Origin of the sequence: Rheinheimera sp. D18, from assembly GCF_004345025.1 — a bacterium.
Lineage (GTDB): Bacteria > Pseudomonadota > Gammaproteobacteria > Enterobacterales > Alteromonadaceae > Alishewanella > Alishewanella metallidurans.
Genome location: NZ_CP037745.1, coordinates 2,577,226 through 2,596,469, shown reverse-complemented (window position 1 = coordinate 2,596,469; position 19,244 = coordinate 2,577,226). Strand labels below are relative to the sequence as shown.

General features: G+C 45.7%; 18 protein-coding genes. 14 read left to right on the top strand and 4 right to left on the bottom strand.

Annotated elements, in window-relative coordinates; genetic code table 11:
* The first annotated feature begins 29 nt into the window (after positions 1–29).
* From E0Z06_RS12255 to E0Z06_RS12200, 12 genes are all read left to right on the top strand, one after another.
* On the top strand, positions 30–1,325 hold the full coding sequence (locus E0Z06_RS12255) for an adenylosuccinate synthase (RefSeq protein ID WP_132585096.1): 1,296 nt from the start codon (positions 30–32) through the stop codon (positions 1,323–1,325).
* A 94-nt stretch (positions 1,326–1,419) separates the two neighbouring features.
* Positions 1,420–2,727, top strand: coding sequence for a S41 family peptidase (locus tag E0Z06_RS12250; protein ID WP_132585094.1), 1,308 nt, complete (start codon positions 1,420–1,422; stop codon positions 2,725–2,727).
* A 74-nt stretch (positions 2,728–2,801) separates the two neighbouring features.
* Complete coding sequence (locus E0Z06_RS12245) at positions 2,802–3,422, top strand: tetratricopeptide repeat protein (RefSeq protein ID WP_132585093.1); 621 nt, start codon at positions 2,802–2,804, stop codon at positions 3,420–3,422.
* 66 nt (positions 3,423–3,488) lie between these two features.
* Complete coding sequence (gene rnr, locus E0Z06_RS12240; RefSeq protein WP_132585092.1) at positions 3,489–5,831, top strand: ribonuclease R; 2,343 nt, start codon at positions 3,489–3,491, stop codon at positions 5,829–5,831.
* 186 nt (positions 5,832–6,017) lie between these two features.
* The gene (gene rlmB, locus E0Z06_RS12235) at positions 6,018–6,749 is read left to right on the top strand and encodes a 23S rRNA (guanosine(2251)-2'-O)-methyltransferase RlmB (protein ID WP_132585091.1); all 732 of its coding nucleotides are present in this window, start codon (positions 6,018–6,020) and stop codon (positions 6,747–6,749) included.
* A gap of 158 nt (positions 6,750–6,907) precedes the next feature.
* Positions 6,908–7,288 carry a 30S ribosomal protein S6 gene (rpsF, locus tag E0Z06_RS12230; RefSeq protein ID WP_132585090.1) on the top strand — a complete coding sequence of 127 codons (381 nt, stop codon included), beginning with the start codon at positions 6,908–6,910 and terminating at the stop codon, positions 7,286–7,288.
* A 9-nt stretch (positions 7,289–7,297) separates the two neighbouring features.
* The gene (gene priB, locus E0Z06_RS12225; protein WP_132585088.1) at positions 7,298–7,603 is read left to right on the top strand and encodes a primosomal replication protein N; all 306 of its coding nucleotides are present in this window, start codon (positions 7,298–7,300) and stop codon (positions 7,601–7,603) included.
* A gap of 11 nt (positions 7,604–7,614) precedes the next feature.
* Positions 7,615–7,842 (top strand): 30S ribosomal protein S18, encoded by a 228-nt coding sequence (gene rpsR, locus E0Z06_RS12220; RefSeq protein ID WP_008218940.1) that lies wholly within the window; start codon positions 7,615–7,617, stop codon positions 7,840–7,842.
* A gap of 18 nt (positions 7,843–7,860) precedes the next feature.
* Entirely contained in the window at positions 7,861–8,313 is a 453-nt protein-coding gene (rplI, locus tag E0Z06_RS12215; RefSeq protein ID WP_132585086.1) for a 50S ribosomal protein L9, read from the top strand.
* Positions 8,314–8,467: 154 nt separating this feature from the next.
* Positions 8,468–9,850 (top strand): replicative DNA helicase, encoded by a 1,383-nt coding sequence (gene dnaB, locus E0Z06_RS12210; protein WP_132585084.1) that lies wholly within the window; start codon positions 8,468–8,470, stop codon positions 9,848–9,850.
* Positions 9,850–10,938, top strand: a complete 1,089-nt coding sequence (gene alr / locus E0Z06_RS12205; protein WP_132585082.1) for an alanine racemase — start codon at positions 9,850–9,852, stop codon at positions 10,936–10,938. Before dnaB ends, alr begins: the two co-directional genes overlap by 1 nt.
* 85 nt (positions 10,939–11,023) lie before the next feature.
* Complete coding sequence (locus E0Z06_RS12200; protein ID WP_132585080.1) at positions 11,024–11,527, top strand: hypothetical protein; 504 nt, start codon at positions 11,024–11,026, stop codon at positions 11,525–11,527.
* 43 nt (positions 11,528–11,570) lie between these two features.
* Here E0Z06_RS12200 and E0Z06_RS12195 read toward each other — a convergent pair whose 3' ends face one another.
* The 3 genes from E0Z06_RS12195 to E0Z06_RS12185 all read right to left on the bottom strand — a co-directional run bounded on the left by E0Z06_RS12195 (position 11,571) and on the right by E0Z06_RS12185 (position 12,868).
* Complete coding sequence (locus E0Z06_RS12195; protein ID WP_132585078.1) at positions 11,571–12,035, bottom strand: chemotaxis protein CheX; 465 nt, start codon at positions 12,033–12,035, stop codon at positions 11,571–11,573.
* 101 nt (positions 12,036–12,136) lie between these two features.
* Entirely contained in the window at positions 12,137–12,571 is a 435-nt protein-coding gene (locus E0Z06_RS12190; protein WP_132585076.1) for a transcriptional repressor, read from the bottom strand.
* Between the two features lie 84 nt (positions 12,572–12,655).
* Positions 12,656–12,868, bottom strand: coding sequence for a hypothetical protein (locus E0Z06_RS12185; protein ID WP_132585074.1), 213 nt, complete (start codon positions 12,866–12,868; stop codon positions 12,656–12,658).
* 189 nt (positions 12,869–13,057) lie between these two features.
* Between E0Z06_RS12185 and tadA the strand changes: the two genes are divergently transcribed.
* Positions 13,058–13,543 carry a tRNA adenosine(34) deaminase TadA gene (gene tadA / locus E0Z06_RS12180; protein WP_132585072.1) on the top strand — a complete coding sequence of 162 codons (486 nt, stop codon included), beginning with the start codon at positions 13,058–13,060 and terminating at the stop codon, positions 13,541–13,543.
* A gap of 190 nt (positions 13,544–13,733) precedes the next feature.
* Here tadA and mltF read toward each other — a convergent pair whose 3' ends face one another.
* A complete protein-coding gene (gene mltF / locus E0Z06_RS12175; RefSeq protein WP_132585070.1) occupies positions 13,734–15,176 on the bottom strand; it encodes a membrane-bound lytic murein transglycosylase MltF in 1,443 nt (480 codons plus the stop codon).
* Between the two features lie 152 nt (positions 15,177–15,328).
* On the opposite strand from mltF, the gene purL reads away from it, so the two are divergent.
* The gene (gene purL / locus E0Z06_RS12170) at positions 15,329–19,222 is read left to right on the top strand and encodes a phosphoribosylformylglycinamidine synthase (RefSeq protein ID WP_132585068.1); all 3,894 of its coding nucleotides are present in this window, start codon (positions 15,329–15,331) and stop codon (positions 19,220–19,222) included.
* Positions 19,223–19,244: the final 22 nt, after the last annotated feature.

Sequence of the window (19,244 nt, the reverse complement as noted above, 5' to 3'; positions counted from 1 at the left end):
ACCTAATTTTTCTCCATGATGTAGGGACCATGGCCAAAAACGTCGTTGTACTCGGCACCCAATGGGGTGACGAAGGTAAAGGTAAAATCGTCGATTTATTAACAGATAAAGCCTGTTATGTGGTGCGCTATCAAGGCGGCCATAATGCTGGCCACACTTTAGTAATTGACGGTGAGAAAACCGTATTGCATTTAATTCCATCGGGTATTTTGCGTGCAAACGTAAAATGTGTGATTGGTAACGGTGTAGTATTATCACCAGAAGCCTTTTTAAGAGAAATGACTATGCTCGAACAGCGTGGCATTCCGGTTAAAGAACGCTTGCTGTTAAGTGAAGCCTGCCCGCTAATTTTACCATTTCACGTTGAACTGGATAAAGCGCGCGAGCTAGCACTGGGTGATAAGCCTATTGGCACGACGGGTCGCGGTATTGGCCCAGCGTATGAAGATAAAGTTGCCCGTCGCGGTTTACGCGTTGGCGATTTGTTTAATCCAGAACTGTTTGCTGAAAAGTTAAAAGTAGTCATGGATTTACATAACTTCACCTTAACCCAGTATCACAAAGTACCTGCTGTTGATTATCAAAAAACGTTAGACGATGCGCTAGCTATTGCTGATATTCTAAAACCGCTAATTGTTGATGTAACGGATTTACTCGATAAAGCGCGCAAAGCCGGTAAAGAAATTATGTTTGAAGGCGCACAGGGCACGTTACTTGATATCGATCATGGCACTTACCCCTATGTTACTTCATCTAACACTACTGCAGGTGGTGTAGCGACAGGTGCAGGTTTTGGCCCACGTTACCTTGATTATGTGCTAGGTATTGTTAAAGCTTATACCACGCGCGTAGGTTCAGGCCCATTCCCAACCGAACTTGATTGCGAAATTGGTCAACACTTAGGTGTTAAGGGACACGAGTTTGGTGCTACTACCGGCCGTAAGCGTCGCTGTGGTTGGTTTGATGCGGTGGCAGTTAAACGTGCCGTGCAGCTAAATAGTATTTCAGGTTTTTGTTTAACTAAGCTTGATGTACTAGACGGCCTTGAAACCATCAAAATATGCATTGGCTATAAAGATAGCGCAGGTAATGTTGCTGATGTGCCGCCATTGGCTGCTGAAGGTTACGACTTAGTAACACCAGTATATGAAGAAATGCCAGGTTGGAGCGAAACAACGTTTGGTGTGCAGCAGTTAGATAAGTTGCCACAGGCCGCGCGTAACTATATTAGTCGTATAGAGCAGCTAACAGGCGTACCGGTTGATATCGTATCGACAGGCCCGGACCGAGTTGAAACGATAGTACTGCGTCATCCATTTGCCTAAGTGGTGTTGTAAGCATGTTACCTCGTATAAAACGCTGCCCTTTGGTAGCGTTTTTGTTTTATGCTGTAACAAACAGCTTAAGAAAGGGTGAGTTATGCGCAAAATTATTTTACTCGCGGTATCTGTATTGTTAAATGCCTGTGGCGGCGGAGGCGACATTACTGCGCCAACTCAGCTATGCCAACGCACTGATACCAATGCCAAGATTTTTTGTGCGTTACAAAAAGATTATTTATGGTATCAGGCATTACCAACCACGATTGAGCCGGCAAATTATGCTACACCACAAGTCTTACTTGATGCTGTTGCTGCACCACAAGATCGGTTTAGCTTTGTATTAACTGAACAAGAATACGAAGACCGTTACATTAATGCTACCTACTTTGGTTATGGTTTTGCTACAGTACGTGCTGATAATAATGGGGCGTTACAACTTATTTATGTATTTGACGACGGTTCGGCTGCGCAAAACGGCCTGCGCCGAGGTGACAAAATTGTCGAAATTGAAGGGCGCAGTGTGGCTAGCTGGCTAAGTCAGTTAGATGCAGGGAAAATAACTAACGATGACATCTACGGCCCAAATGTCGCAGGTGTAGTCCGTAATTTTGTCTGGAAAAAGCCAGATAACAGCACATTATCTGCTGATTTAATTAAGCGGGATGTTGCCACTAACACCGTACTACATACCTCAGTGGTTGTGCAGGGTAATAAGCGTGTTGGCTATTTAGTATTTAACAGTTTTATTGAATTATCCGAATTTGAATTAGAACAAGCCTTTGCTTATTTTGTTCAGCAAAATATTAACGAATTAGTATTAGATTTACGCTATAATGGTGGGGGTTTAATCCGCGTAGCTAACCAATTAAGTACACAAATTGCTCGCAATGCGGTGCAAGGGCAAACTTTTGTAAAGTATCAGTATAACGACCAAAACAGCGGAAAAAATAACACTTCATTGTTTTCTCTTGGCGCAGGGCGTAGCGCCTTAAACTTAAATCGCGTATTTACCCTTACTACCGGCAGCACCTGTTCAGCGAGTGAATTAGTTATTAACTCGTTAGCGCCATTTATTGATGTGGTGCAAATTGGTGAACCCACCTGTGGTAAACCTGTGGGTATGCAGCCTGATCTTATTAATAATTATGTACTGTTTGCGATTAACTTTCAGACTGTGAACGCGCAGGGACAAGGCGATTATTTTTCTGGTTTAACACCTGAATGTGCGGTTGCTAGTGCGACAACTGGTGATTGGGGTACCGCAAATGACCCGCTGTATGCAACGGCCTTGGCCTATATTGCGGGTAACGGCTGTAATCAGCAGGCTGTAGCAACCAGCATGAATCGTATGCTGGCAATTAAACCGCGAAGTACGGCGCCTTGGCAGGTAAACAATGAGCAGTAGTCGGCGTGAAAATTGCTTAATAATTGCTGTGTATGGCCGATAACAGCTTAGCTGACAATTTTTAGGCACAAATTATGATAAAACCGTTTTGGTTAGTGCTACTTAGCTTAGCATTACAAACTTTGACTATTAAAGCGCAAGAGCTAGACGCAGTGCAGTTATATACTCAAGATGAGCTATTAACGCTTATTCGTACCAATAGCCACTTGCAACGCGTGCGTAAAGACGATTGTCAGCTAGTCAAAGATATTGAAGCCAGAGCCGACATTATGCAGTTGCCAGCTTATCAGTTTTTATACGGTGATATGCTAGCCTATGCGGTTTGTGTGCCGCGTAATATAGAGCGCGGTTGGGATTTAATGCTGCAAGCTGCAGCGCAAGGTTTACCTGAAGGCTTAGAGCAGGTAGGCCGTTATTATCATACTGGCCGTTTTGTGCAACCAGATATGAACAAAGCCATTATATATTTACGTGAGGCCTCGGCGCTGGGCAATCTAAAAGCGCAGTTGCGGTTAGCGCAAATACTTATTGATGGCCATGGCAGCCCGGTAGACTTTGAACAAAGTTATCGTTGGCTGCATCATGCGGTAACGGCCGATGCCGCGACCCATAAAAAAATTACCCAGCAACTGGCAAAACTGGCCGAAAAAATGCCACCCAAAGTGGTAGCAAATGCGAAACGGTCAGCTAAATGAAGTTCATACTCATATACAGTTTTAGCTGTTACACTTAATATAATTTAGGAAATAAAAGACACTTTAATGACGGTAAATGATCCGCATCTTGCGCGTGAGCAGGAAAAATATGACAACCCTATCCCCAGCCGAGAATTTATTCTTGCGCATATCGAAAAACGCCAAAGCCCCGCTTATTTTGAAGAGCTAGTAACTGAGTTAGGGCTAACTGACGATGACGCGGTATTTGCGTTAAAAAAACGTCTGCGGGCAATGGAGCGTGACGGCCAGGTAATTTATACCAAAAACCGCCGTTACGGCTTAATTGATAATATGGATTTAGTAAAAGGCACTGTGCTTGGCCATCGTGAAGGTTTTGGCTTTTTAAAGCTTGAACAAGGCGGGCCTGATTGGTTTATACCTAATTTTGAAATGCAGCGTTTGCTGCACGGCGATCAGGTATTAGCCACGGCGCAAAGTATTAATAGTAAAGATAAAACCGAAGCGCGCATCGTGCGAGTGATCGCGCCGCGTAGCGAGCCAATAGTTGGCCGCTATTTTAAAGATTTTGCCTTAGGTGTCGTGGTGCCCGATGACCCACGTATTACCCAAGATATTGTGATACCAGATGGCGAACAAGGTGCAGCTAGGCATGGCCAAGTTGTATTAACCGAAATAACCCAGCGGCCATCAAAGCGAGTAAATGCAGTAGGTAAAGTGATTGAAGTGCTTGGCGAACATATGGCGCCGGGTATGGAAATTGAAATTGCCATTCGCAATCATCAAATACCACATGAGTTCCCTGAGTCTGTATTAAAGCAAGTCGCGAAATACGGCGAAGAAGTACCTGATTCAGCTAAAGCAGGCCGAGTAGATTTAACTAAGCTGGGTTTAATTACCATTGACGGTGAAGATGCCCGCGATTTTGATGACGCGGTATATGCTGAAGTTAAAGACAATGGCGGTTTTCGCTTATGGGTTGCTATTGCTGACGTGAGTGCATACGTGCAGCCAGAGACCCCGTTAGATAAAAATGCGTTAGAGCGCGGTAATTCTGTGTACTTTCCTGATCACGTCGTGCCAATGCTACCTGAAGCGTTATCCAACGGTTTGTGTTCGTTAAACCCACATACCGATCGTTTATGTTTAGTAGCTGATATGCACATTAGTGCCAACGGCAAACTCGATAGCTATCAGTTTTATGAGGCGGTGATGCATTCAAGTGCACGCTTAACCTACAACAAGGTGCATAAAATACTGCTGGGCGACCCGGAGTTACGTCAGCAGTACGACGCTAACCTAACTAATATTGAAGCGTTAAACCGCTTATACAAAACACTGGCTAAAGTGCGTGGACAGCGTGGTGCTCTGGAGTTTGAAACAGTCGAAACGCGATTTGTTTTTAACAGCCATCGTAAAATAGAACAAATTGTGCCGGTGCATCGGGTTGAGTCACACAAGATTATTGAAGAATGCATGATTATGGCCAACGTAGCCGCGGCGCGCTTTATTGAAAAGCATGACGCTCATACGCTGTTTCGTGTACACGAACGCCCCGATGCCGATCGCTTTGATAACTTCCGCCGCTTTTTAGCCGAGCTGGGTATTGAAGCTAATTTATCAAAAGAACCGACGCCGTTAGAGTTAACCGAAACTCTAGCAAAGCTAGGTGAGCGGCCTGATCGTGAGTTAATTGAAACGACTATGCTGCGCTCAATGAAGCAAGCGGTGTATCAAGGTGATAACCAAGGTCATTTTGGTTTAGCCCTTGAAGCTTATGCCCATTTTACGTCGCCAATTCGTCGCTACCCAGACTTGGTGCTACATCGTGGTATCAAAGCTTTGTTAGCGAAGCAGGGACAACCAGTAACGGGCGCGCGAGCTTATACCGAAGCCGAAATTGCGCCACTGGGCGAACAGTGCTCAATGACTGAACGCCGTGCGGATGACGCCACACGCGAAGTAGCTGATTGGCTAAAATGTGAATATATGCAAGACCATATTGGGTCTGAATTCGCAGGTGTAATAGCTACAGTGACAAGTTTTGGTTTATTTGTCCGTTTAACCGAGCTGTATATTGAAGGTTTAGTACATGTTACGTCATTGCAAAACGACTATTACCACTTTGATGCTGAACGTCATACGTTAACGGGCGAACACGGCAAAGTGATTTATCGCATGGGTGACTTACTAAAAGTTAAGGTGGCTGCGGTTAACCTAGAAGCGCGTAAAATTGATTTAGTGCTTGTTGGTGAGCCAACGCGCGTTGTGAGTAAAGCCGATATTAAAGGTTCAAAGCAAGCCGCCTCGGGTAAAGCCGCTAAACGTGGCACCGGCAAAGCGCCAGTATCAGCTAAAGCGAGTGAGGCTAAACCCAAGGGTGCACGTAATATCACTGCGGGTAAAAAGCCACGGCGTAAGGCTAAGTAACTACACTATTGTCGACACGAATCAGTTTGCCCTAAGCCAACCGTTGACGGCATGGATGCCGGAAACGAGCCTATAGGGACATATTTACGGCGTGTTGGCGTGGGTAAATTGGTTCGTTAGTTCGCAAATTTCGCAATCTAAGGTAAACTGTCGGCCTTTTTTAAGTGTCGGCATTAAGGGTTAACAATGAGCGCAGATCTGGTATTTGGTATTCATGCGGTTGCCGCACTATTACAACGCGCACCGTTAGAGGTACTGGAATTGTTCGTGATGAAAGATCGCGACGATAAGCGTATGCAACCATTAATTCAACAAGCTAGAGAAAATGGTGTATCAGTACAATTTTGTAACCGTAAAACCTTAGACGATATGGTTAGCGGCCAGCACCAAGGCGTGGTGGCAAAAGCTCGCTTGCAAAGCAGTGGCACTGAAAACGATTTAGCCGCGATAGTTGCCAGTAAAGACAAGCCGTTTATTTTAATTCTCGACGGCGTAACCGACCCGCATAACTTAGGCGCTATTTTACGTAGCGCCGATGCCGCCGGTGTGCATGCCGTAGTATCACCGAAAGATCGTTCAGCTAAACTTACTGCCGCCGTGCGCAAAGTTGCCTGTGGTGCTGCCGAAAGTGTACCTTTTATTACCGTTACTAACTTAGCGCGCACTATGCGCGAGCTACAAGAGGCTGGTTTATGGATAGTAGGCACCGCTGGCGAAACCGAAACCCTAGTTTACGACGCTGATTTAAAAGGCCCATTAGCCATAGTGCTTGGTGCTGAAGGTGAAGGCCTGCGCCGTTTAACCCGCGAAACCTGCGATAGTTTGGTAAAAATACCAATGTTTGGCGCCGTATCTAGTTTAAACGTCTCAGTTGCTGCTGGCATTTGTATGTTTGAAGCAGTGCGCCAACGCGCTTAACCCTTGTTAAGAATACCTTCGTATAACCACAGATACTGCTTGTTATTTACGCGCTAAGTCCGTAGTATATGCGACCTTCGGCCATACACTAACGTTCCTTGCCTCTATGAGAACCCCGGCCGAGTTCCCCCGAGGCTTACTAACCGTAAGGAGCTACAATGCGTCATTACGAAATCGTTTTTATGGTTCACCCTGATCAGAGTGAACAAGTACCTGGCATGATCGAGCGCTACACTGGCGCGATCAAAGAAGCGGGTGGTTCTATTCACCGTCTGGAAGACTGGGGCCGTCGTCAATTGGCATACCCAATCCAGAAGTTGCATAAAGCTCACTATGTTCTGATGAACGTAGAAGCACCACAAACTGTGATTGATGAGCTGGAAACTAACTTCCGCTTCAACGACGCTGTTTTACGTAATCTGATTATGCGCACTGACAGTGCCGTAGTTGAGCCATCACCAATGGCGAAGGTACGTGATGAACGTCGTGAGCGTGCTCCTCGTGAAAACGAAGAAGAGCAAGTATCAAACGAAGAGTAAGTTGCGTTAATGGACAATTGCACCGTACTGGTTGGCAGTATTTGCCGTCAGCCCGAACATAGCGAAAGTCCCGCGGGCATACCGCATACCGTTCTGGTGTTAGAACACCGCAGTAATCAGATGGAAGCTGGCCTAAACCGTCAAGTTTACGTCAGAATACAGGTGGTAATTACCGGAGCTGCATTAACACAACATACCCGACATTTAACGTTGGGCAACATGGTCAAGGTTACTGGTTTTTTAAATCGTCACCAAAGCCGCAGTGGACAAGCTAAGCTGGTACTGCATGCTCAACAATTTGAACAAATAAGTTAGGAGACAGACAAATGTCACGTTTTTTCCGTCGCCGTAAATTCTGCCGTTTTTCTGCAGAAGGCACTGTAGAGATTGATTACAAAGATACCGCTGTTCTGAAAAACTATGTTACAGAAAGCGGCAAGATCGTACCTAGCCGTATTACTGGCACCAGCGCTAAGTATCAGCGCCAACTGGCTCGCGCTATTAAACGCGCTCGCTACCTGGCTCTGCTGCCTTACAGCGACTCACACAGTTAATACAGAAGGGATAAAGCAATGCAAATTATTCTGTTAGACAAAGTCTCAAACCTTGGTGGTTTAGGTGACAATGTAACTGTTAAGTCAGGTTATGCTCGTAACTTCTTATTCCCACAGGGTAAAGCAGTTCCAGCTACCAAGGCTAACGTAGAAAAGTTCGAAGCACGCCGCGCTGAATTAGAAGCTAAATTAGCAACTGACTTAGCTGCCTGTAACGACCAAGCTGCTAAAATTGCTGCGCTGGGTGAAGTGACTATCGCTTCTAAAGCTGGCGACGAAGGTAAGCTGTTCGGTTCAGTTGGCACACGTGATATCGCTGATGCGATCACTGAAGCTGGCGTTAAAGTATCAAAAGCTCAAATTAAGTTACCACACGGTACTTTACGTGAAACTGGCGAGTTCGATATCGACGTTCAGTTACACGCAGAAGTTATCGCAACTGTTAAAGTTGTGATAATCGCTGAAGCTTAATGCTATTTAAGCGCACTGGTAATTCGGTGCGCTTTCCTCTTGTTTGTTGCCCGCTGTTATTTCCACCACCCACTAAAAAAATCTCTGACTTTGCTTTGTGATCTGCCGTTGGCGGGTTAGCATTATATTGTTTTCGTTAACTGAAACAGGTGTTATGAGCAGTAATAAAGATAAGCAGGTTGCTGCGGTTAAAATGCCGCCACATTCTATTGAAGCTGAGCAGTCAGTGCTTGGCGGTTTAATGCTAGATAATGATGCTTGGGATCGTGTCGCCGAAAAAGTGGTAGAACAAGATTTTTATTTACGCGCTCACCGATTTATTTTTTCTGCAATGTCGCGCTTAGCTGAAGCTACACAGCCTATTGATATTATTACGGTATCTGAAAATTTAGAGGCAAACCTACAGCTCGACGATGTCGGTGGCTTTGCCTACTTGGGCGAAATTGCGAAAAATACACCCAGTGCTGCCAATATTTTGGCCTATGCCGAAATTGTGCGCGAACGCGCTGTAGTACGCGATATGATTTCAGTGGCGCATGATATTGCCGATGCGGGTTACGATACCCAAGGCCGCACCTCAGCTGAGCTGTTAGATTTCGCTGAAACTAAAGTATTTAAAATCGCGGAGCAACGCACTAATGCTAATGAAGGTCCCGAGCCAATTAATAGCATACTGGCGAAAACCATTGAAAAAATTGACGAGCTATTTCGCTCGCCACACGATGGCGTCACCGGCGTTTCTACCGGCTATACCGATTTAGATAAAATGACCCATGGTATGCAACCATCGGATTTAATTATTGTTGCTGCCCGCCCATCGATGGGTAAAACCACTTTTGCTATGAATCTGTGTGAACACGCAGCTATTACTAGCGACAAACCGGTATTAATTTTCAGCCTAGAAATGCCGGCAGAACAAATAATGATGCGTATGCTGGCCTCGCTGGGTCGTATTGACCAAACCAAGGTGCGTACTGGCCAGTTACAAGATGAAGACTGGGCAAGATTATCTTCAGCTATTGAGCTATTGAATACCAAAGGCAAAATGTACATTGATGACGGCTCAGGGCTAACGCCAACGGAAGTGCGCTCACGAGCCAGAAGGGTCGCGCGTGAGCATGGCGGCCTAAGTATGATTATGGTCGACTATTTACAGTTAATGACAGTGCCGGGTATGGGCGATAACCGTACGTTAGAAATTGCTGAAATTTCGCGCTCATTAAAGGCATTAGCCAAAGAATTAAAGGTGCCAGTAGTGGCGCTGTCGCAGTTAAATCGTTCACTAGAACAACGTGCTGATAAGCGACCAATAAACTCAGACTTACGTGAGTCGGGTTCTATTGAGCAAGACGCCGACTTAATTATGTTTATTTATCGGGATGAAGTGTACAACGAAGATAGCGCAGATAAAGGCACGGCTGAAGTTATTATTGGCAAGCAGCGAAACGGGCCAATAGGCCGCGTGCGCTTAACCTTCCACGGTCGTTACTCGCGCTTTGACAATTACGCCGGCAGCGCTCGGTTTGAGGATGATTAATGCAAAGCCGTCGCCCCCAAGCCATTATTGATCTTAGTGCGTTAAACCATAACTTTACTCGTGTTAAGCAGTTAGCGCCAAATAGTAAAGTGCTGGCAGTACTAAAAGCTAATGCGTACGGCCATGGTATGTTGCCGGTAGCTCAGGCATTAAAGCAGGCTGATGCTATAGGGGTGGCGCGGCTTGATGAAGCCTTAGCGCTGCGCGCTGGCGGTATTGCAAAACCTATAGTGTTACTTGAAGGCTTTTTTCATGCGGATGAGTTAGAGCAAGTGGTTGCATCTAACTTGCAGTTAGTCATTCATTATCGCGAACAGGCAGAAGCTTTACTTGATGCAAAGTTAGATGCTCCGGTACGGGTCTGGCTAAAAGTTGATTCAGGTATGCATCGCTTAGGTATATACCCTGACGAATTTAACGCGTTATACCAACGTTTAAGCCAAAGTGATAATGTGCAAGGGCCGCTTAGATTAATGAGTCATTTTGCCAGCTCAGATGAACTGCATAACCCAGCGACACTAGCCCAGTTACAGCTATTTCAACAGATTACGCAACACGCTGTAGGTGAACACTCATTAGCAAACTCTGCGGCAGTGTTAAATTGGCCACAAAGCCACGCCGATTGGATAAGACCGGGGTTAATGCTGTATGGCGTGTCACCCGTGTCAAATAACACGGGGGCTGAGTTAGGTTTAAAGCCTGCAATGACGTTAGCCAGTAGTGTTATCGCTGTGCGCGAGGTTAAGGCCGGCGATGCCGTGGGTTATGGTGGCAGCTGGATAGCGGCGCATAATACCCGTTTGGCAGTCGTGGCGATGGGCTATGGCGATGGCTACCCACGCGGCGCGGGTAACAATGCTGATGTGCTAATACGTGGTAAACGAATGCCGATTGTCGGCCGCGTGTCTATGGATATGATTACGGTTGATATAGGCGCTGAGCCTGTTGCTGTCGGCGACAGTGTTGTGTTGTGGGGTGAAGGTTTGCCGGTAGAACAACTGGCGCACTGTGTTGATACTATTGCCTACGAGCTATTGTGCAATATCACCAGCCGAGTACAGTTTAGTTACAAAGATACCGCTAATTAACCCAAAATAGATTTGGCATAGTTCCTGCTGTATTCGTGGAGAGTTAAAAATCACGATTATTAGCCCGTATAGCAGGAGCATACTAATGACAGTGCCAGGATTATCTTTCAATAATCTTCAGTTGCAATACCAAGCCTTAAAATTAGACGATGCAAGCTTGCAACGGCAAAATGTTGCCGATCAGGTGGCCGCACCTGCAACACTAAAGCATGCTGAGCCAAAACAACCTAAGCCAAATGTTAACAATGAAAACCAGTCAGCTTTTTTAGCGCAGTTAATGGAACAAATGCTAGCTAACCGTATTGGTTTAGATAAGCAAAAGTACGATGAGATTACGAAAAAAATTGAAGAGACACAGCAACAAATAGACACGCTGTCTGAACAGCCAGCAAGCCCAGCTAAAGATAAGCAGCTATCTATTTTGGAACAGAAGTTAGAGCAGCTTAACGATGCGTTAGAAAGCTTAGTCGAGCAAGCCAACCGCAATCGAGAACAAAAAGAGCGCACTGAATTAGCGGCGAAAGATCTGCTAGAGCAATATCACTCGCCAGCCGCAGCGCAAAGAGTGAAAAATAGTTTTTTTGTTTGAGTGGGTATTACGCTGCTAGTATCAGCAGCGATAACCCGTGATATTACTTATCAAAACTCACTTCAATATGTACTTTGCCAAAATCAGAATCAAATGGCATTAGAATTTTAGCACCTTCTGATTTGTGCGAAATAGTATGGCCTTTACCCGATACTACTACAGGTGTAGCCATGGTGAAGTCATAACCTTTTTCACCCAAAATACGTTTGGCACCACCAGTAACCATATTGGTAATTTCGCCAACCATATCAGTAACATCGGCGGTGATACCTTTGGGGCGTTCACCAAGCATACGAAACATAAGTTCTACTGCTAACGATTCTTCAAAGGTAATAGAAAACGAACCTTTGGTTTGCGGGCTTACCATGCCGATTAAGCCAGACACATCACCGCGCGCCAACTCATCTTTTTTAATGCGTGGTTGGCCTGGTGTAATAGTGGTATTAGCCATGGTGCTTAACACATTAACTAATGACGATAAAAACGGGTTTATAAATTCAACATTCATGTTAACGCCTATCAGAATACGGGAACAGGATTACGGCTTGCTTAAGATTAGAAACCTTTTGCTGAATTAACAAGCCACAACCTTGATATAGATAAGTTTTATTAGGCCCGGCAGGTTTTGCATAAACCATTAGCTTCTATGGTTTGATGCTTAATGACAAAACCTTGCGCAACTGCCTGGCGATTAAATTCTTCTTGTAACACATCTGAATGCAGCTCTGTTACGTTGCCGCATTGATCACAGATCAGTAATTGTGCTGGGTGATGCTGATCAAAATGATGGCATAACAAGAACGCGTTGCTGGATTCAATTTTATGAATAAAACCTTGCTCGGTTAAAAACTCTAATGCTCTATATACCGTAGCCGGTTTAGCTCCGGGTTCGGTTTGTTTTAACTGCTCAAGTAACTCATAGGCGCCAATGCCACCGTTAAGATTAGCTAGCAGCCGAAACACCTTTTCTCTAATTGAAGTAAAGCGAGCGCCGTTTTTTTCGCATAGCGTGCGAGCGCGATTAACCAGAGTTTCCGTCGACATTGTTAGCTCCTGTCAGCAGTTCTTCGCAGTGTATCATATTGCGCGTGAACTGCCACGCTGTCAGGAGCGGTTAAAGCACTTCGCTTAAAGCCGATTTATTTGATCTTTTAGTTGATACGACTTATCGGTAACAATGCTTTCCAGCGTGGCAACGCGCTGTTTAAGCCGCTCTTGCTCGGCTTTAATTTCACCTAGCTGCACTGAGTCAGCTTTGTCTTTATTACTGTTATGCACTTTATACGCTGACAGTGCGATACCGCCAATAATAGCGATAGCAGCAATTTCAAAGGGTCCCATAGTATTCTCCGTTTTATTTATTTACATATTACGAGGCAACATCAGTGCCAATATGTAAAATTGATAAATATCAACAACATAAAAAATATTGGCGAATGCTTTTTTTATAATGAAACTAAAATTTAGCAATTTTAACCAGAATATAGTGGTAAACTTGGCCGCAATTCTAGTATTTAATTGTAAGCCATTATGACTGACGAAGACTGGATGCAATATGCGATTAGTTTGGCAGAAAAAGCACAGCAGCAAGGCGAAGTACCCGTTGGCGCCGTTTTAGTAAAAGACGGTAAACTGTTAGCCGAAGGCTGGAACCAGATGATCAGCCTACATGACCCGTCGGCGCATGCCGAAATGCAAGCAATACGCGCTGCAGCGGCAGCAGAACATAATTACCGTCTGGCTGACTGCACACTGTATGTTACGCTTGAACCCTGCTGTATGTGCGCCGGAGTGATGGTACATAGCCGAGTAAAACGTTTAGTATTTGGTGCCAGTGATGCCAAAACTGGAGCCGCAGGTTCAGTGCTAAATGTGGTGCAGCAGCATCAGTTTAATCATCAGTTGGTGGTTGAAGCTGGGGTGTTAGCAGAGCAGTGTGGCGCACAATTATCTAACTTTTTTCGCCAGCGCAGAGCCGAACAAAAAAAGCTTAAGCAGTCTCGTTCGGCGAACTAACACAACCAACATAATGGCGACGCCGTTGGTGTAGTTTGTTTACTGCTACATTGCGTTTAATACGCCTACGGCAAGCTACCATATCGAGTAAACGACGACGTTTGGTTTTAATTTTTGGTTTTTTTCGTTGTAACATACCGACCTCATTAATGCGTTTCGATCAGTACTATGGGTGCTTTTGTCGCAAGATTCAATAGGGCACCTTGTTGTTGAGCTCACTGGGTTCTGGCAATACTTGTTCACTACTTTGTTCGCTTAATCTTTGTTTTTGCAGTTCTAAACGCTGTTCTGCTTGTTGGCGTTCATCAACCCACAGCAGGGTGTCATAGTAACGCCGAATATTATCAACATAGTTTACCGCTTCATCGCCGCGCGCATAGCCATATTTAGTGGTTTGATACACACTTTTTTGTCGTAGTAATGGTAAGCGTTGTTTTACGTCTAACCATTTATCTGGATCGGCTTTTTCGCGCTGCGTTAATTTGCGTGCATCTTCAACGTGACCCCAGCCAATGTTATAGGAAGCTAAAGCAAACCATAAACGATCGGGCATCGCAATGCGTTCTGGTATCCGGCTAAAAAGGCGATGCAAGTAGCGGCTACCACCGCGAATATTTTGTTGTGCGTCTAAGCGGCTAGTAACGCCCATTTGTTGCGCTGTGGGTAAGGTTAGCATCATTAAACCACGTACGCCGGTTGGGCTTCTGGCTTGGGGGTTCCAATGTGATTCTTGATAGCTTAACGCCGCCAGTAAACGCCAATCTAGTTCCCCCGCGTATTGTAAAAACCAGGGCTTTAATGGTGGTAAGGTTTGCTCTATGGCATCAATAAACGCGAGAGTGTCAACATAATCGAATAGCTGCACATGGCCAAAATAACGGTCTTCTAAGGCGATGAGTTCACCGCCTTGATACATAGCGCCAAAGAACTCGATAAGTACCGCGTATAACGAGTCATCATCGTTATTAGCAAGTAGCCAGCTAACCGGTAAATTATCGCGTACGGTAAAGGCAATGCTTAAGTTTGGATAAAATCGCCGGTTCAATGCCAGTTGGTTTGAATCAGTTACGGTATAAGCTATTTTACCGTCGACAACCTGTTGTAATATTTCTTCTGCATCTAATTCTGGATGCTGCTGCCAGTTAAGCGCGGGATGGTCTAAGCTAAGTTGCTGCAAGGTTTCAACATGACTACTGTCTTTTACTACCACGATAGCATCAGTTAAATCATCTAATGAACGTGGCCAGGCATTGCCTTGTTTAAACACTAATACTTCGTTAACCCAGCGATAGGCGGGCGAAGCCCGATACTTGTCTTTGCGCATTTCGGTCAGGGTGAGCCCGCCGGCAATAAAGTCAACTTGGCCGCTATCCAGCTTTTGTAGTAATTCTTCTAAATAATAACTGGGAAATATTTCTAATTTGACACCGAGTTTGTCAGCTAGCGCTTGACTAAGTTCTAGCTCAAATCCGGTTGGTCCATCCACGCCAACATAGTAGCTAGTCGGGCCATGTAGCACACCAACTTTTAAGCTATTCTTTTGATATATATTAAAAAGTTGGCTTTGCTGCGGTTCGGGGCTACAGCCAGTAAGCCAGATTAATATCAGTATTAAGAAGCCACTTTTGCGCATGCAGTTACACTCTTTACTACGTTGTCCGAGCTGTTATAGCAAACTTCTGTTGTAACGTCAGCGTTTACTCATACCACTTCGGTAGAAATTTCTTTATAATGGCGCGCCTGTTTTAGGTTCCATCGTCGTTCAACCCACGGGAAAAAAAGCCTATGTTGATCCTGCGTGGTGCGCCAGCACTGTCCGATTTCAGAATTCAGAAGTTACTCGACCAATGTGTCCAAAGTGACTTAGCTATCAGTAATATTTATGCTGAGTTTATGCATTTTGCTGATGTAAGCAGCGCATTGACTGACGCCCAGCAACAAACGCTGGATAAATTACTGACTTACGGTCCCGCTATTGCCAGCCATGAACCCCATGGCCAGCTGCTGCTCGTAACACCACGACCAGGCACTATTTCGCCTTGGTCATCTAAAGCATCAGATATTGCCCATAACTGTGGCCTGACGCAGGTGTCTCGCTTAGAGCGGGGTATAGCATACTATATTCAAAGCGATGCCGCACTTAGTGCACCGCAGTTGCAGCAAGTTGCTGCGTTGTTGCACGACCGTATGATGGAAGCAGTGTTTACCGATATGGTGCAAGCTAAAGCTTTGTTTAGCAAGGCCGAACCAGCAGCCTTAAGCTCGGTTGATATTACGCAAGGTGGCCGTGCAGCGTTAGAAACCGCCAACACTGAAATGGGTCTTGCCTTAGCAGATGATGAAATTGATTATCTATATCAGAATTTCACTGCTTTGGGGCGTAACCCGAATGACGTTGAGCTGTATATGTTTGCCCAAGCAAACTCAGAGCACTGTCGTCACAAAATTTTCAACGCCGATTGGACCATTGACGGTGTAGAACAGCCTAAATCGCTGTTTAAAATGATTAAAAACACCTTTGAGCAAACACCTGACTACGTATTGTCAGCATATAAAGATAATGCAGCGGTAATGGAAGGCTCAGTAGCAGGGCGTTTCTTTGCCCAGCCTGGCAATAATACTTATCAGTATCATCATGAAGATATTCATGTGTTAATGAAAGTTGAAACCCATAACCACCCAACAGCTATTTCACCTTACCCAGGTGCGGCTACGGGTGCTGGTGGCGAAATTCGAGATGAAGGCGCGACCGGTATTGGTTCAAAACCCAAAGCAGGCTTAGTTGGCTTTTCCGTTTCTAACTTGCGTATTCCTAGCTTTGAACAGCCATGGGAAACCGATTTCGGCAAGCCAAACCGTATCGTATCGGCGCTGGATATTATGCTTGATGGCCCATTGGGTGGCGCGGCATTTAATAACGAATTTGGTCGTCCGGCCATTAATGGTTATTTCCGTACATACGAAGAAAAAGTACCCAGCCATAATGGTGAGGAAGTTCGCGGTTACCATAAACCTATTATGTTAGCGGGTGGCTTGGGTAATATTCGCGCTGAACACGTGCAAAAAGGTGAGCTAACCGTTGGCTGTAAACTAGTTGTACTAGGCGGCCCGGCGATGAACATTGGCTTAGGTGGTAGTGCGGCTTCGTCTATGGCGTCCGGGCAGTCGGCAGAAGATTTAGACTTTGCCTCAGTGCAGCGTGAAAACCCAGAAATTGAACGACGCTGCCAAGAAGTTATCGACCGTTGCTGGCAGTTAGGTGCTGATAACCCTATCGTGTTTTTACATGACGTGGGTGCCGGTGGTTTATCAAATGCGTTTCCAGAGCTAGTAAACGATGGTGGCGTGGGCGGTAAGTTTGAACTGCGTAACGTGCCTAACGACGAGCCTGGAATGTCGCCACTGCAAATTTGGTGTAACGAGTCGCAAGAGCGCTACGTTATGGCAATACCAGCAGATAAAATGTCGGTATTTGAAAAAATATGCCAGCGCGAGCGCGCACCTTTTGCCGTAGTTGGCGAAGCCACCGCCGAGCGGCATTTAACCCTAACCGACACGCACTTTGGTACTACGCCAATTGATTTACCGCTAAACGTATTATTAGGCAAAGCGCCAAAAATGCATCGCGACGTGCAAAGTAAGCAAGCCGCAGGTAAAGCGTTAGATTTAAGCGGTGTAACCATAAAAGATGCGGTAGAGCGCTTGTTGCGTTTACCCACTATTGCTGAAAAAACCTTCTTAGTTACTATTGGCGATCGCAGTGTTACGGGTTTAGTTGCCCGTGATCAAATGGTTGGCCCATGGCAAATACCCGTAGCTAACTGTGGTGTTACCGCAGCTAGCTACGACACCTACCATGGTGAAGCTATGGCTATGGGCGAACGTACGCCTGTGGCTCTGCTTGATTTTGCTGCATCGGCGCGTCTTGCCGTAGCTGAAGCAATTACCAACATTGCGGCTACTGATATCGGTAGTTTAAAGCGAGTTAAGCTATCAGCAAACTGGATGGCGGCAGCAGGGCACCCAGGCGAAGACGCGGGCTTGTACGCTGCAGTAAAGGCCATTGGCGAAGAGTTATGCCCAGCACTGGAAGTCACTATTCCAGTAGGTAAAGACTCTATGTCAATGAAAACGCAATGGCAGCAAGATGGTGAAGACAAAACCGTTACCTCACCGCTGTCGTTAGTCATTACCGCCTTTGCTCGCATTGAAGATATTCGCAATACGGTTACACCGCAGCTGCGCACTGACAAAGGCGATACCAGCTTACTGTTAATTGACTTAGGTCAAGGGCAGAATCGGTTAGGCGCATCGTGTTTAGCGCAAGTTTATAAACAATTGGGCCAAACACCGGTTGATTTAGACAGCCCAGAGTTATTAATTAACTTCTTTAATGCGGTGCAACAGTTAACGCGTGAGCAAAAACTACTGGCCTACCATGACCGTTCAGACGGTGGTTTATTTGTTACCTTAGCTGAAATGGCCTTTGCCGGTAAAGCCGGCTTTAATGTTGATATTAGCGCCTTAGGTGCTGACGACATGGCGGTGTTGTTTAGTGAAGAAGTGGGCGCCGTTATTCAAGTTAGCAACAGCGAGCTGGATTACGTTAAGCAAGTATTTTCCCAGCATAACTTAGCTAATAGCAGCCATGTTATTGGCAGTGTAAATACCAGTGATGATTTAGTGTTTAGCCGTGGCGGCACGTCAGTGTTGCAAGATAGCCGCACGCGTTTGCGCTGTATTTGGGCAGAAACCACGTACCAAATGCAAGCACTGCGTGATAACCCCGAAGGTGCTAAACAAGAGTTTGCCGCTAAAGCTGACATTGCTGATCCAGGCTTAAACGTAAAACTAAGCTTTGATTTAAACCAAGATGTTGCAGCACCGTTTATTCTTAAAGGCGCGCAGCCGCAAATAGCCGTGTTACGTGAGCAGGGCGTTAATTCGCACGTTGAAATGGCGGCGGCATTTAACCGCGCCGGCTTTAGTGCGGTTGACGTACATATGAGCGATATTTTATCTGGCCGCGTTAAATTAGCCGATTTTAATGGTTTGGTCGCTTGTGGTGGCTTCTCATACGGTGACGTATTAGGTGCCGGTGAAGGTTGGGCTAAGTCGATATTGTTTAATGATATGGCGCGCCAACAGTTTGCTGACTTCTTTTTACGTGATAGCACCTTTTCGTTAGGGGTGTGTAACGGTTGCCAGATGATGTCAAACTTAAAGAGCCTGATCCCAGGTGCTGAGTTGTGGCCACGTTTTGTTACTAATAAGTCAGAGCGTTTTGAAGCACGCTTTAGTTTAGTTGAAATTCAGCAAAGCCCATCAGTGTTATTCGCTGGCATGGCCGGCTCACGTATGCCAATTGCCGTATCGCACGGTGAAGGTCATGCTGAGTTTGCTAATAATGAAGCTTTTGCTAAGGCCAACCACAGCGGCACAGTAGCAATGCGTTTTGTTGATCATTACGGTAAAGTTACCGAGCAATATCCGCAGAACCCGAACGGTTCAGCGGCGGGTATTACCGCGCTTACTACAACTGATGGTCGCGTAACTATTATGATGCCACACCCTGAACGGGTATTCCGTGCAGTAGCTAACTCGTGGCAGCCAGATGGCTGGCAAGAAGATAGCCCATGGATGCGCATGTTCCGCAACGCCCGTGTTTGGCTAGGCTAAACCAATAACGAAAAACCCTGCT

Excerpts from the sequence above, each read along its gene's own strand:
- E0Z06_RS12255 (WP_132585096.1), top strand. The coding sequence starts at position 30 with ATGGCCAAAAACGTCGTTGTACTCGGCACCCAATGGGGTGACGAAGGT.
- E0Z06_RS12250 (WP_132585094.1), top strand. The coding sequence starts at position 1,420 with ATGCGCAAAATTATTTTACTCGCGGTATCTGTATTGTTAAATGCCTGT.
- E0Z06_RS12245 (WP_132585093.1), top strand. The coding sequence starts at position 2,802 with ATGATAAAACCGTTTTGGTTAGTGCTACTTAGCTTAGCATTACAAACT.
- rnr (WP_132585092.1), top strand. The coding sequence starts at position 3,489 with ATGACGGTAAATGATCCGCATCTTGCGCGTGAGCAGGAAAAATATGAC.
- rlmB (WP_132585091.1), top strand. The coding sequence starts at position 6,018 with ATGAGCGCAGATCTGGTATTTGGTATTCATGCGGTTGCCGCACTATTA.
- rpsF (WP_132585090.1), top strand. The coding sequence starts at position 6,908 with ATGCGTCATTACGAAATCGTTTTTATGGTTCACCCTGATCAGAGTGAA.
- priB (WP_132585088.1), top strand. The coding sequence starts at position 7,298 with ATGGACAATTGCACCGTACTGGTTGGCAGTATTTGCCGTCAGCCCGAA.
- rpsR (WP_008218940.1), top strand. The coding sequence starts at position 7,615 with ATGTCACGTTTTTTCCGTCGCCGTAAATTCTGCCGTTTTTCTGCAGAA.
- rplI (WP_132585086.1), top strand. The coding sequence starts at position 7,861 with ATGCAAATTATTCTGTTAGACAAAGTCTCAAACCTTGGTGGTTTAGGT.
- dnaB (WP_132585084.1), top strand. The coding sequence starts at position 8,468 with ATGAGCAGTAATAAAGATAAGCAGGTTGCTGCGGTTAAAATGCCGCCA.
- alr (WP_132585082.1), top strand. The coding sequence starts at position 9,850 with ATGCAAAGCCGTCGCCCCCAAGCCATTATTGATCTTAGTGCGTTAAAC.
- E0Z06_RS12200 (WP_132585080.1), top strand. The coding sequence starts at position 11,024 with ATGACAGTGCCAGGATTATCTTTCAATAATCTTCAGTTGCAATACCAA.
- E0Z06_RS12195 (WP_132585078.1), bottom strand. The coding sequence starts at position 12,035 with ATGAATGTTGAATTTATAAACCCGTTTTTATCGTCATTAGTTAATGTG.
- E0Z06_RS12190 (WP_132585076.1), bottom strand. The coding sequence starts at position 12,571 with ATGTCGACGGAAACTCTGGTTAATCGCGCTCGCACGCTATGCGAAAAA.
- E0Z06_RS12185 (WP_132585074.1), bottom strand. The coding sequence starts at position 12,868 with ATGGGACCCTTTGAAATTGCTGCTATCGCTATTATTGGCGGTATCGCA.
- tadA (WP_132585072.1), top strand. The coding sequence starts at position 13,058 with ATGACTGACGAAGACTGGATGCAATATGCGATTAGTTTGGCAGAAAAA.
- mltF (WP_132585070.1), bottom strand. The coding sequence starts at position 15,176 with ATGCGCAAAAGTGGCTTCTTAATACTGATATTAATCTGGCTTACTGGC.
- purL (WP_132585068.1), top strand. The coding sequence starts at position 15,329 with ATGTTGATCCTGCGTGGTGCGCCAGCACTGTCCGATTTCAGAATTCAG.